This is a genomic window from Rhodococcus sp. NPDC076796 (genome assembly GCF_040702765.1).
Taxonomy (GTDB): Bacteria; Actinomycetota; Actinomycetes; order Mycobacteriales; family Mycobacteriaceae; genus Rhodococcoides.
Window position 1 is genome coordinate 521,845 of the sequence record NZ_JBFBMS010000002.1, and the last position, 12,567, is coordinate 534,411.

Consider the following 12,567-nt stretch of genomic DNA (forward strand, 5'->3'; position numbering starts at 1 on the left):
CTTCTATCGTCCTGTTCCTGCGTGTACGACGGCTTCTTCGTCGCCACCGAGATCGAAGGCGGCGTGCAGCGCGCGTACTGCTTCGTCGAGCTGAGTGTCACTGCACAGCACCGAGATACGGATCTCCGAGGTGCTGATCAGGTCGATGTTGATGCCGGCGTCGGCGAGGGCCTCACAGAACGTCGCCGTGACGCCGGGGTGGCTCTTCATGCCGGCACCGACGAGGGAGACCTTGCCGATGTGATCGTCGTAGAGCACCTGCGCGAAGCCGATCTCGGCCTGGAGCTTGGTGAGCTTCTCCACTGCCGTCGGGCCGTCGGCCTTGGGGCAGGTGAACGTGATGTCGGTCTTGCCGGTGTCGATCTTCGACACATTCTGCAACACCATGTCGATGTTGATTTCGGAATCTGCCACGGCGCGAAAGACCTTGGCGGCGTAGCCCGGTGTGTCGGGCAGGCCGACGACGGTGACCTTCGCCTCGCTGCGATCGTGTGCGACGCCGGTGAGAATTGCTTCTTCCACTGGAATGTCCTCCATAGATCCGGAGACGATCGTTCCGGGTTTCGTGGTGTACGACGAGCGCACGTGAACGGGAACGTTGTAGCGACGGGCATATTCGACACAGCGCAGCATGAGCACCTTCGCGCCGCAGGCGGCCATCTCCAGCATCTCCTCGAACGAGACGGTGTCGAGGTGCCGGGCGTTGGGCACGATGCGCGGATCTGCGGTGAAGATGCCGTCGACGTCGGTGTAGATCTCGCAGACGTCGGCGTTCAGTGCTGCGGCGAGCGCAACGGCGGTGGTGTCCGAACCACCGCGACCGAGCGTGGTGACGTCCTTGCTGTCCTGGCTGACGCCTTGGAATCCGGCGACGAGCACGATCGAGCCCTCGTCGAGAGCGCTGCGCACGCGGCCCGGGGTGACGTCGATGATCTTGGCGTTGCCGTGCACGCTGGTGGTGACGACGCCTGCCTGGGAGCCGGTGAACGACCGGGCCTCGGCACCGAGCGAGTGGATGGCCATCGCGACCAACGCGTTGGAGATGCGTTCACCCGAGGTGAGCAGCATGTCCATCTCGCGGGCCGGCGGAGCCGGGCACACCTGCTGGGCCAGGTCGAGCAGTTCGTCGGTGGTATCGCCCATGGCCGACACGACCACGACGACGTCGTTGCCTGCCTTCTTGGTCTCGACGATTCGTTCAGCGACGCGTCGGATGCGTTCGGCGGTTCCCACCGACGATCCACCGTACTTCTGGACGATGAGAGCCACGCCTGTTTACCTCCGCTGGATAGCCGACAATCGGGCGATTGTTCCGGGGTAACCCTACCGATCCGGCACCCCGGGCGGTGGCCCGGGTAGCTCCGAGCTGGGACTTTAGGGCCGTTCGCCTGCGGATACGCCTGTCCTAACATGGTCGGGTGACCGTTCCCGAGCATCGCCCGCCGCCACCCCCGCGAGGTCTGCGGGTGCTGTTCGGGCTCCCCGCCGTCGGCCGTCGCTGGCCGGGTGGACTGCGCTCGGCTCTGGCGTTCGGTGTCCCCGCGATCGCGGCGTGGGTTCTCGGGTTCCATACCGAGGCCCTACTGGTGGTCTCGGGCAGTTTCGCCGTCATCTACGGCGAGGGTCGTCCCTACCGTTCGCGTTGGTGGGTGGTGCTGACCGCCGGCGGCGGACTGGTGGCCTCGGTATGGCTCGGGGCGACGGCCGGGCAGATGGCGCTCGATCTCGGCAGTACCGGATGGGCGCTGATGATCCCGGTGACCCTGCTCTCGCTCCTCGCTCTCGTCGCGGTCTACGTCGTCGCCGCGCTGAGGCTGGGACCGCCGGGGGCGTTCTTTTTCGTGCTGGTGTGTGCGGTGTCGTCGTACATCCCCGGAGCCGGCGTCAGCGCCGCTCACGGTGCGGTGTGTGCGGCTATCGGCGTCGCGTCGGCGCTGGTGGTGTCAATGTCCGGGGTGGTGTGGGATCCACGAGGACCCGAACGCGAGGCCGTCGGAGCCGCGGTGGGCGCGATCGAGAAATACACGAGTTCGCCGACGGCGTCTGCCGCCGATCGTCATGCGGCGGCCGCGCGTCTGCACGCAGCATGGGCCGCCGTGTACGACGCGGGTGCCGCGCGGTTGTCGTCGAGGCCGGTGCTGGTTCAGAGATTGTTCGACGCGCACCGGGCGTTCGCGGCGACGACCGCTCGAAGCACGGATGCGGACCGGACGGTCGACTCCGTGTCCGACCAGCTGCCGCTGGCTCGGCCCAGCGTCGGGTATCGGTTGCGGCGCTCGCTGCATCGGGATTCGCATGCGGCGTCCACGGCCGTGCGGGTGTTCTGCGCGGCGGCGGCAGCGGGCGGGATCAGCGTCGCGCTGGATTTGAGCCGACCGGACTGGGCCATCCTCGGTGCCGTCCTGGTGCTGCAACAGGGTCCCGATCGGGTGCACGGCACCTACCGTGGACTGCAGCGGCTCGGCGGAACCCTCGCCGGCGTTGCATTGTTCTCGGCTATCTATCTCTCGCCGCTGACCGGCCTGGCCGTCATCGTGGTGTTGATGGTGCTGCAGTTCGCGATCGAGGTGTCGGTCGCGCGGAACTACGGGTTGGCCGTCACGTTCATCACCCCGCTCGCTCTGCTGATGGGCACACTGACGCATCCGGGGGCCGTGCTGGAGGACATCGTCGTCGACCGGATCGTGGAAACGACGGTGGGCGTAGCTTTCGCATTCGCGGCGCTGTGGCTGCTGCTTCCCGGGGCATTTCGTCGCACATTGCGGTGGTCCGACGGCCGAGTTCTGACGCTCGGCGCACATCTGCTGACGGTGTTGCGGACCGAGGACGTGGCCGCGCCGACCGCCCTCGCCGTGCGGCGCGACGTCCAGTTCGAGCTCGTCGGGTCCGCGTTGGCCGGGGCCGAGGCCGCGCACAACGATCGACGCTGGACGACTCGGGTGTGGTCGCAGCATGTCGAGGTCGATCGGCTCGGGTACGAACTCCTCGCGCACTGCTGGACGATGACCGACGTCGGACGAATGGATGACATCGAACATTGGCAACGTCGACTCGACGCGGCAGCTGAAGAATTCGACGCGTCAACCCTGGGGTAGGCCACCGGTTGGCGGTAGTACACTCAGCCCATGCTGCGAGCTCTCCTTCTTAACAGCCGCGACGGGGTCTGAGACCAGACTGGCTTCCCGTCGCGGGGTTCGTTGCGCCGGTCGAACACATTGCTCTGATCTGTACGGAGAGACGAAGACCATGTCACCAGCCGACGCATTCACCTCGGGATCTCGCACCATCACCCCGCCCTCGCGGCCCGCTCCCAGCGACCAGCCCGCCTGGAACACCCAGAAGAACTCCTCGATGCCCACCTTCCGTTATCGGCCGTTCGCCGAGGAAGTGGAGCCCATCACCCTCCCCGACCGCACGTGGCCGGACAAGATCATCGACCGGACGCCGCAGTGGTGCGCCGTGGATCTGCGCGACGGCAACCAGGCGCTGATCGACCCGATGAGCCCGGCCCGCAAACGCCGCATGTTCGACCTGCTGGTCCGGATGGGCTACAAGCAGATCGAGGTCGGCTTCCCGTCGGCCAGTCAGACCGACTTCGACTTCGTCCGCGAGATCATCGAGGACGGCGCGATTCCCGACGACGTCACCATCCAGGTGCTCACGCAGTGCCGTCCCGAGCTGATCGAGCGCACCTTCGTCGCGTGCGAGGGTGCCCGCAGCGTCATCGTGCACTTCTACAACTCGACGTCGATCCTGCAGCGCCGCGTGGTGTTCCGGGCCGAGCGTGACGTCATCAAGAAGATCGCCACCGACGGTGCCCGCAAGGTCCTCGAAGAAGCAGCCAAGTTCCCCGATACCGACTGGCGCTACGAGTACTCCCCCGAGTCCTACACCGGCACCGAGCTCGCCTACGCCAAAGAGGTGTGCGACGCGGTCACCGCGATCATCGATCCCACCCCCGACAAGCCCCTGATTCTGAATTTGCCTGCCACCGTGGAGATGGCGACCCCCAACGTCTACGCCGATTCGATCGAGTGGATGAGCCGCAACCTCGATCGCCGCGACAGCATCGTGCTGTCACTGCACCCGCACAACGACCGCGGAACTGGTGTTGCCGCAGCAGAACTCGGCTACCAGGCCGGTGCAGACCGTATCGAGGGATGCCTGTTCGGCAACGGCGAGCGCACCGGCAACGTCTGCCTGGTCACGCTCGGGTTGAACCTGTTCACCCGCGGTGTCGATCCGCAGATCGACTTCTCCAACATCGACGAGGTCCGTCGAACGGTGGAGTACTGCAACCAACTTCCCGTCGCCGAGCGCCACCCCTACGGCGGCGACCTGGTCTACACCGCCTTCTCCGGCAGCCACCAGGACGCGATCAACAAGGGCCTGGACGCCATGAAAGTCACTGCGGACGAGCAAGGTTCGGACATCGGGGATGTCACCTGGCAGGTTCCGTACCTGCCCGTCGACCCGAAGGACGTCGGTCGCACCTACGAGGCCGTCATTCGCGTCAACTCGCAGTCCGGCAAGGGCGGCGTCGCGTACATCATGAAGTCCGATCACGGACTGAACCTGCCGCGTCGCCTGCAGATCGAGTTCTCCCAGGCCGTCCAGCGCATCACCGACGGTGAGGGCGGCGAGGTATCGCCCAAGGAGATGTGGGACGTCTTCGCCGAGGAGTACCTGACCCCGATCCGCCCGCTCGAGCGCATCAAACAGTCGGTACAGGCTGCGGAGGTCGACGGCGGCACCGACACGATCGTCGCGACAGTGAAGGTCGACGGCGTGGAGCAGGAGATCGCCGGCTCCGGCAACGGCCCGCTTGCATCGTTCGTCGACGCACTGTCCACCATCGGCTACGACGTCAGCGTCCTCGATTACTCCGAGCACGCCATGTCCGCAGGCGACGACGCTCAGGCCGCCGCCTACGTCGAGGCCTCGGTCACCTCACCTGCCGGTGTGGCCACCACCGTCTGGGGCGTCGGCATCGCGACGTCGATCACCACCGCATCACTGCGCGCCGTGGTCTCGGCCGTGAACCGCGCGCTGAAATAAGTTCTCGGCTCGACGAAACGCCGCCCATCCACATGTCGGATGGGCGGCTTTGTCGTGTGCCGGACGCCCTGCCGCCGACTGGGAAGAACGGCTAGCGCATGCAGGCTGCGCCCTGATACGCGACCAATTGCTTCTGCATTTCGGTGGGCACCGGGATCCGCGCGTACACCGGCGTTTCGTCGCCGAAGGCAAGGTAAATCGGAAAGACGAATGGCTTCTTCGAGTCCGCGATCGCGTGCGCTTCGCACGACGCTGTGGTGATGGTGAGCGGAATGGCCAGGGAATCACTGTCGGACTGCAGTGTTCGAGGGAGCGCACCGGTCAGGTCGTAGAGGACGCTGCCCCGCAGTTCGTCGACCCGAATCGGTCCGTCGAAAGACTCGCGAGACACCAGCAAACTCGCGGACAGTGGATCAGTCGGTACCAGCGGGGGCGACGAAAGCGACAGCGTCATCGACACTTTCGACAAGACTTGCTCGGCAGTGCACTCTTCCGAATGGATGCGGTCGATGATGTCGTACGGTTGCTCGAGCGGAACCTCGACGTCCTGCTCCGGTTCTCCTTCGCGAGTCACGGACAGGCGCGCGGCCAACGGTCCCACAGACGAGTCACATCGAGCCGCGCCGTACGGAGTCGGTACGTCGATCCGGCCGCCCTTCTGCAGCTCGATCTCGCGCACAGTAGGCGCGACGGGTGTAAATCCTGGAGAGGCGAATGCGATGGTGTGCACCGCAATCGGTCGTTCAGCAGTGTTGGCGATTGTGATCTGGAACTGACCACCGATCGCGTCGTCGACGCGCGACCGGTAAGCAGAAGCGGTCATGTCTGAAGGCGCGTCCTGCTCAGGGGGATTCGAGCACCCCGCCAGCGCCAGAACTACTATTGCCAACACACCGCAGACACGGGAAGCGGCAACGGCAGGTCCCGCCGACCGGCGTCGAGTACCCGGGTCCGCCGCATGTGCTGGGGCCGCGGCTTCCGCGCTCCCGTATGACCGGTCGCTACGGAATCCACAGCGCGGAATGGAGCGGTCGATGCCGCTGGCAAGGATCCTGCCTCGACCCTCGAAGCGAAGAACCGCCTCTGAACTCGCTGACAGGTGTCCCATTACCGAACCTCCGGTTGAGCGGCTCCCTGCACACCTTATGTGCGCTTCGCAACGATGACACCTCACCGGGTCGCGATTGGATCTACGTACCGCGACTGATTCAGTCACCCTCGAACTAGTCGATCACAACGAAGCGGCCAGAACCCGACGAACCAACGGCTCAGACCATCAAGCGCCGATCATCCGCTGTGCGAGGTAACCCTCCACCTGATCGAGAGCGACGCGCTCCTGCGCCATCGTGTCGCGCTCACGGATGGTGACGGCATGATCGTCGAGCGTGTCGAAGTCGACTGTGATGCAGAACGGGGTACCGATCTCGTCCTGGCGACGGTAGCGGCGACCGATGGCTCCGGCGTCGTCGAACTCGACGTTCCAGTACTGACGCAATTGCTGCGCAAGATCTTTCGCCTTGGGCGTCAGGTCCGCGTTACGCGAGAGCGGAAGCACCGCAACCTTCACCGGAGCCAGACGACGATCGAGCTTGAGCACGACGCGCTTGTCGACGCCGCCCTTGGCGTTGGGTGCCTCGTCCTCGGTGTACGCGTCGACGAGGAATGCCATCAGCGAACGCGTCAGACCTGCCGCAGGCTCGATGACGTACGGGGTGTAGCGAGTGTCGGTGGCCTGCTCGTAGTAGCTCAGGTCCTGACCCGACGCCTTCGAGTGCACCGACAGGTCGTAATCGGTGCGGTTGGCGACACCTTCGAGCTCGCCCCACGCACTGCCCTGGAAGCCGAACTTGTACTCGATGTCCACGGTCCGCTTGGAGTAGTGCGACAGCTTCTCCTTGGCGTGCTCGTAGAGCCGCAGGTTCTCCGGATCGATACCGAGATCGGTGTACCACTTCATGCGGTAGTCGATCCAGTACTGGTGCCACTCGTCGTCCTCGCCAGGCTTGACAAAGAATTCCATCTCCATCTGCTCGAACTCGCGGGTACGGAAGATGAAGTTTCCCGGGGTGATCTCGTTGCGGAAGCTCTTGCCGATCTGGCCGATGCCGAACGGCGGCCTCATTCGCGAGGTGGTCAACACGTTGGCGAAGTTGACGAAGATGCCCTGTGCGGTCTCGGGACGCAGGTAATGCAGGCCCGACCCGTCGTCGACAGGGCCGAGGTAGGTCTTGAGCATTTGAGAGAACGCCCGCGGTTCGGTCCACGAGCCGGGTTCGCCGGTTTCGGGGTCGCGGATGTCGGCCAGGCCGTTCTCCGGCGGGTGGCCGTGCTTTACCTCGTATGCCTCGATGAGGTGATCGGCGCGGTACCGCTTGTGCGTGTGCAGCGACTCCACCAGCGGGTCGGAGAACGTCTCGACGTGGCCCGATGCCTCCCACACCTCACGCGGCAGGATCACCGAGGAATCCAGCCCGACGGTGTCGTCGCGGCTGGTGATCATGTTGCGCCACCACTGCTTCTTGATGTTCTCCTTGAGCTCGACGCCCAACGGACCGTAATCCCAGGCCGACCTGGTACCGCCGTAGATCTCGCCGCACGGGTAGACGAGGCCTCTGCGCTTGGCGAGGTTGGCGACGGTTTCGACTTTGGACTTGGGTGCCACGGGCTGGTATCTCCATTCGGTGAGTAGATACGCGGGAGGGTGGAAAGGTACTGCGGCGAATAGGCGTAGCAATGCTTTCTGGCAACCCCCAGTGCCCGGATCGACGCGCATTACCTACGGAACCGCTTCGGCAAATTCTTCGATGAAGGTCACGGTGCTGATCGCGCGTGCCGTGGTCGCGGCTGCGAACCGTGCACTGAAATAAATCCTCTGCTCGACGAAAAGTTGCCCATCCACACGTCGAATGGGCGGCCTTTCCTGTGTCGGGCGCTATTCGGTGGATGCGGCGTCGGGAGCCCTGCGCTCGTAGAGCCACATCAGCGCAGTGAACACCGCTCCCGCGAGAACCGCGCCAATGAGCGATTCCCAAACCGCTCCGTCTTGGAAGAAAACGAGCCAAGCGAACCACAAGACGGTGAACAGACCACTGCGCACGAAGACGATCATCGTATCTCCCCTGGTTCTCGTCGATCAGGATCGTTACCCAGGCTAACCCAATGCTCGGGCGAGCGAAAGTGTTCAACCCGCGTCCAGCCGACACTCCGCGTGGGACAATAACTCTGCTGTCGGGGCACCTTGAGGGAATGGAAGTTCGCCATGGACTCTTTCTGGGATTTTCTCTGGCTACTCATCGTCGGATTCGCCTTCGTGGCCTATCTCATGGTGATGCTGTCGATCATCGGAGACCTCTTCCGAAACCACAAGGCATCCGGGCTTGTGAAAGCCGCGTGGGTACTGTTCCTCATCATTGCGCCGTTCTTCACCGCACTGATCTACCTCATCGTGAACGGCGGCAACATGGCCGAGCGCCAGGTTGCAGCCATGCAGCACGCCAAGGACCAGCAGGAGGACTACATCAAGCAAGTGGCCGGGCGGTCGGCATCGGAGGAGATTGCACACGCAAAAGTGTTGCTGGACAACGGAACCATCGACCAGGACGAGTTCAGGACGCTGAAGGCCAAAGCCCTGTCCTGAACGTCGCTTCCGCCCTGAACGCGTCGAGCACTGCCGCGATCGCCGGTAGCCGTCCTGCGTCGGGTCTCGTCGCGAGTTCGTAGATGCGCCCTGCCCGCACCCCGGACAGTTCTCTGCGCACCAAGCCCGGATGCACGACGGCATAGCGCGGCATCAACGCCACGCCGTGCCCCGCCGCCACCAACACCTCGGTGACGCGGAAATCGTTCACTCGCTGCATCACTCGCGGTTCGACGCCGGTGGCGGCGGCCACCGAGAGCAGTACGTCGTCGACCGGGAATCCGCCGCGAACACTGATCCATCGTTCGTCGACCAGGTCCCTAAGATCTATCGATTCGTGTTGCGCCAGCGCATGACCGGGCGGCAACACCAGATCGATGGGCTCACGCATCAGGGTGGTCACTTCGATGCGCGGGCCCGCGGTCGACGGTGCCCGGTCGTCACGGTGCGTGAGCACCACGTCGTAATCCGCCAACAGTTCCGGCACCGAGGATGCGGGCAGATCCTCGTCGCGGGCGTCGATGTCGACGTCCGAGTTCGCCAACCGCGTCAGCAACCCGGGCAGCAGCAGCGCGGCACCGGACGGGAACAGCGCAACTCGGACGCGTCCCCGCGGGGACGCCCGGTAGTGATCCATCTCTGCTGTGGCTCGATCGAGAGCGGCGAACACATCGTCGGTCCTGAGCACCAATGCCCGCCCGGCGTCGGTGAGGCGCAGCCGACGCCCGTCGGGTTCGAGGAGCGTCACCCCAGCTTCCTTGACCAGCAGCTTGAGCTGCTGAGACACCGCCGACGGCGTCATGGACAGCGCCTCGGCGACGGCAGCGACGGTCCCCCTGTCGGCGAGTTCCCGGAGAACCCTGAGCCGCTCCACATTCATGTAGTAAATCTTAACTGTTGCTGCGGATATATTCGATTGTGCTGATCATTTGCTGCCGTCACGATGGACGGCATGACCACTCGCGACCGCCTCCTCGGACTGACCGTCGTCGTATTGTGGGGACTCAACTTTCTCGCCATCCGCGTGGGGCTCGATCACTTCCCGCCGTTCTTCTTCGCCGCACTGCGATTCCTGGTCATCGCCGTTCCCGTCGCGCTGTTCGTCCCGCGGCCGAAGGTTCCGCTGAAGTGGCTGCTGCTCTACGGGTTCGGGTTCGGGTTCCTGCAGTTCGCCTTCCTGTTCGCAGCGATGGCGGCCGGCATGCCCACCGGATTGGCGTCGCTCGTGCTGCAGTCGTCCGCCCCGTTCACCGTCGTTCTCGGCGCGATTCTGCTGCGCGAGCACGTCTCCCGCCGACAGGCGATCGGTATCGCGATCGCCGTGATCGGCATGGTGCTGATCGGGTGGGATCGCGCCCAGAACGCCACCCTGCTGCCGGTGATCCTCACCCTGCTCGCCGGCCTCGGTTGGGCGTTCGGCAACCTGGGGAATCGACTCGCCAAGTCCGATTCGCCGATGACGCTGATGCTGTGGATGACCGTCGTCCCGCCGGTGCCGATGCTGGCGCTGTCGGCGATGGTCGAGGGTCCGAGCACGGGCTGGCAGGCACTGATGGCATCGTTCGGTCCGCAGGGCTGGCCCGGTCTGGTCGCGTTGGCCTACATCGTGATTCCGGCCACGATCGTCGGTAGCGGCCTGTGGAGCATCCTGATGAGCCGCAACCCCGCCGGTCTCGTCGCGCCGTTCTCGCTGCTCGTTCCCGTCGTCGGCATCGCGGGTGCCTGGATCTTCCTGGGCGAGAACCCCTCGGTGCTGGCACTGATCGGTGGCGTCGTCGTCATCGGCGGGTGTCTCGGGGGCATGGCCGTCCGACGACCTGTCGAAGTACTGGAGAAAGCACCGGTGTAAAGGGCGACCGCCGACGTGAAACTGTGCGCTCTTCTGTGCCAGACTCGGCGGATGGTTGAAGTGGGTGAGCGCAGACGTATCGGCGCACGTGGTCGCGTGGCTCTGCGCGCGGCGGAGCTGGCGACCTGGGCGTCCCGCAAAGCAGGCCGCGGCAAGGGATCGATGATCGGCGGCCTCGTCGCACTCAAGATCGACCCGGACATCCTCGGCGGACTCGGCCGCGGTCGACGCACCGTCATCGTCACCGGCACCAACGGCAAGTCCACCACCACCAGAATGACTGCTGCGGCGCTGGCCACCCTCGGTGACGTCGCCACCCAGGCCGACGGCGCGAACATGGACGCCGGCATCGTCGCTGCACTGCACGCCCACTTCGACGCCGAGCTGGCGGCTCTCGAGGTCGACGAGCTGCACGTCCCGCATGTGTCCGATGCGGTGGACCCCGCTGCCATCGTGTTGCTCAATCTCAGTCGCGATCAGCTCGACCGTGTGGGCGAGATCAACATGATCGAACGCAAGCTGCGCGCGGGCCTGGCCCGGCACCCCGAGACCGTCGTCATCGCCAACTGCGACGACGTCCTCGTCACCTCTGCCGCATTCGACGCACCGAACGTCGTGTGGGTCGCAGCGGGTGGTGGATGGGCAGGCGACTCGGTCAGCTGCCCGCGCACCGGCGAACCCATCGTGTGGGACGGCGAGCATTGGTACAGCACCGGCAGTGATTTCAAGCGCCCGACGCCGGACTGGTGGCTCGACGACGAGAATCTCTACGGCCCCGACGGGCTCGTACTGCCGATGACTCTGGCGTTGCCAGGAAAAGCCAACCGCGGCAACGCAGCTCAGGCTGTCGCCGCGGCAGTGACCCTGGGCGCGAGCGCGGAAGATGCCGTCGCGGCAGCGTCGAGCGTCGACGAGGTGGCCGGGCGCTACTCCACCATTCAGTACGGATCGCATTCCGTCCGAATGCTTCTCGCGAAGAATCCCGCCGGCTGGCAGGAAGCGCTGTCGATGATCGACCCCACCTGCGACGGACTCGTCATCGCGGTCAACGGGCAGGTTCCCGACGGCGAAGACCTGTCGTGGCTGTGGGATGTCCGCTTCGAGCACTTCGAGAACGTCGCCGTCGTCGCCGCCGGTGAGCGCGCGACCGACCTCGGTGTGCGTCTGCTCTACGCCGGTTCTCAGCACACCACCATCGCAGATCCGTTGCAGGCCATCGCGTCCTGCCCGCCGGGACGCGTCGAAGTGCTCGCCAACTACACCGCGTTCCGCGATCTCGGGCGCGCGCTGGCACGTGAGGTGAAAGATGTCTGAGTCCACCGTTCGCATCGGCCTCGTCCTGCCCGACGTGATGGGCACCTACGGCGACAACGGAAACGCGCTCATTCTGCGGCAGAGACTGCGGATGCGAGACATCGACGCCGAGGTCGTCCAGATCACCCTGAACGATCCGGTTCCCGATTCACTCGACGTGTACACCCTTGGTGGAGCGGAGGATTCAGCTCAACGCCTCGCGACCCGTCACCTCACCCGATACCCGGGACTGCAGAACGCGGCCGCCCGCGGGGTGCCGGTGCTCGCCATCTGTGCCGCGATCCAGGTCCTCGGTCACTGGTACGAAACCTCTGCGGGTGAACGCGTCGACGGCATCTCCCTGTTCGACGTGACCACCGCACCGCAGGCCACCAGATCCATCGGTGAAGTCGTCACCGAACCCGCGCTCGACGGCCTGAGCCAGAAACTCTCCGGCTTCGAAAACCACCGCGGTGGAACAACTCTCGGACTCGACGCGTCCCCTTTGGCCAAGGTCACCCACGGCGTGGGCAACGGCGTCGGCGACGGCCGCGAAGGCGTCGTACAAGGTTCTGTGATCGGCACCTACATGCATGGCCCGGTACTCGCCCGAAACCCGGAGTTGGCGGACTACCTGCTGGAGCGGGCTCTGGGCACCACTCTCGCGCCGCTCGAACTTGCCGAGGTTGCGCAGCTGCGCAAGGAGCGGCTTCGCCGCACGTGAACGAAA

Annotated in this window: 11 protein-coding genes; 6 read left to right on the top strand and 5 right to left on the bottom strand. The window is 65.0% G+C overall.

Annotation, left to right across the window (positions count from 1 at the left end; translation table 11 throughout):
* Window positions 1-3: 3 nt before the first annotated feature.
* Window positions 4-1,269 (bottom strand): aspartate kinase, encoded by a 1,266-nt coding sequence (locus AB0366_RS07740; protein ID WP_032395287.1) that lies wholly within the window; start codon window positions 1,267-1,269, stop codon window positions 4-6.
* A gap of 149 nt (window positions 1,270-1,418) precedes the next feature.
* Here AB0366_RS07740 and AB0366_RS07745 point away from each other — a divergent pair, with 149 nt between their 5' ends.
* Complete coding sequence (locus tag AB0366_RS07745; protein WP_366243342.1) at window positions 1,419-3,095, top strand: FUSC family protein; 1,677 nt, start codon at window positions 1,419-1,421, stop codon at window positions 3,093-3,095.
* A gap of 151 nt (window positions 3,096-3,246) precedes the next feature.
* Entirely contained in the window at window positions 3,247-5,058 is a 1,812-nt protein-coding gene (leuA, locus tag AB0366_RS07750; protein ID WP_366243343.1) for a 2-isopropylmalate synthase, read from the top strand.
* A 91-nt stretch (window positions 5,059-5,149) separates the two neighbouring features.
* On the opposite strand, the gene AB0366_RS07755 is transcribed toward leuA, so the two are convergent.
* From AB0366_RS07755 to AB0366_RS07765, 3 genes are all read right to left on the bottom strand, one after another.
* Complete coding sequence (locus AB0366_RS07755; RefSeq protein ID WP_366243344.1) at window positions 5,150-5,881, bottom strand: hypothetical protein; 732 nt, start codon at window positions 5,879-5,881, stop codon at window positions 5,150-5,152.
* Window positions 5,882-6,334: 453 nt separating this feature from the next.
* Window positions 6,335-7,720, bottom strand: coding sequence for a glycine--tRNA ligase (locus AB0366_RS07760; RefSeq protein WP_366243345.1), 1,386 nt, complete (start codon window positions 7,718-7,720; stop codon window positions 6,335-6,337).
* A gap of 270 nt (window positions 7,721-7,990) precedes the next feature.
* Window positions 7,991-8,167: a hypothetical protein gene (locus tag AB0366_RS07765; protein ID WP_314144924.1), complete on the bottom strand. Its 177-nt coding sequence runs from the start codon at window positions 8,165-8,167 to the stop codon at window positions 7,991-7,993.
* A 150-nt stretch (window positions 8,168-8,317) separates the two neighbouring features.
* On the opposite strand from AB0366_RS07765, the gene AB0366_RS07770 reads away from it, so the two are divergent.
* Entirely contained in the window at window positions 8,318-8,695 is a 378-nt protein-coding gene (locus tag AB0366_RS07770; protein ID WP_366243346.1) for an SHOCT domain-containing protein, read from the top strand.
* On the opposite strand, the gene AB0366_RS07775 is transcribed toward AB0366_RS07770, so the two are convergent.
* Window positions 8,664-9,575: a LysR family transcriptional regulator gene (locus AB0366_RS07775; protein ID WP_366243347.1), complete on the bottom strand. Its 912-nt coding sequence runs from the start codon at window positions 9,573-9,575 to the stop codon at window positions 8,664-8,666. The genes AB0366_RS07770 and AB0366_RS07775 overlap by 32 nt on opposite strands.
* A 72-nt stretch (window positions 9,576-9,647) precedes the next feature.
* On the opposite strand from AB0366_RS07775, the gene AB0366_RS07780 reads away from it, so the two are divergent.
* Genes AB0366_RS07780 through AB0366_RS07790 form a run of 3 tightly spaced genes read left to right on the top strand, consistent with a single transcriptional unit; the run spans window position 9,648 to window position 12,561 of the window.
* Entirely contained in the window at window positions 9,648-10,544 is an 897-nt protein-coding gene (locus tag AB0366_RS07780; RefSeq protein WP_366243348.1) for an EamA family transporter, read from the top strand.
* Window positions 10,545-10,595: 51 nt separating this feature from the next.
* Complete coding sequence (locus AB0366_RS07785; RefSeq protein ID WP_366243349.1) at window positions 10,596-11,858, top strand: Mur ligase family protein; 1,263 nt, start codon at window positions 10,596-10,598, stop codon at window positions 11,856-11,858.
* On the top strand, window positions 11,851-12,561 hold the full coding sequence (locus AB0366_RS07790) for a glutamine amidotransferase (protein ID WP_366243350.1): 711 nt from the start codon (window positions 11,851-11,853) through the stop codon (window positions 12,559-12,561). Before AB0366_RS07785 ends, AB0366_RS07790 begins: the two co-directional genes overlap by 8 nt.
* Window positions 12,562-12,567 lie beyond the last annotated feature (6 nt).

Bases quoted from the DNA above. Each gene is read 5' to 3' on its own strand.
- leuA (WP_366243343.1), top strand. From the start codon at position 3,247: ATGTCACCAGCCGACGCATTCACCTCGGGATCTCGCACCATCACCCCG.
- AB0366_RS07755 (WP_366243344.1), bottom strand. From the start codon at position 5,881: ATGACCGCTTCTGCTTACCGGTCGCGCGTCGACGACGCGATCGGTGGT.
- AB0366_RS07765 (WP_314144924.1), bottom strand. From the start codon at position 8,167: ATGATCGTCTTCGTGCGCAGTGGTCTGTTCACCGTCTTGTGGTTCGCT.
- AB0366_RS07770 (WP_366243346.1), top strand. From the start codon at position 8,318: ATGGACTCTTTCTGGGATTTTCTCTGGCTACTCATCGTCGGATTCGCC.
- AB0366_RS07775 (WP_366243347.1), bottom strand. From the start codon at position 9,575: ATGAATGTGGAGCGGCTCAGGGTTCTCCGGGAACTCGCCGACAGGGGG.
- AB0366_RS07780 (WP_366243348.1), top strand. From the start codon at position 9,648: ATGACCACTCGCGACCGCCTCCTCGGACTGACCGTCGTCGTATTGTGG.
- AB0366_RS07785 (WP_366243349.1), top strand. From the start codon at position 10,596: ATGGTTGAAGTGGGTGAGCGCAGACGTATCGGCGCACGTGGTCGCGTG.
- AB0366_RS07790 (WP_366243350.1), top strand. From the start codon at position 11,851: ATGTCTGAGTCCACCGTTCGCATCGGCCTCGTCCTGCCCGACGTGATG.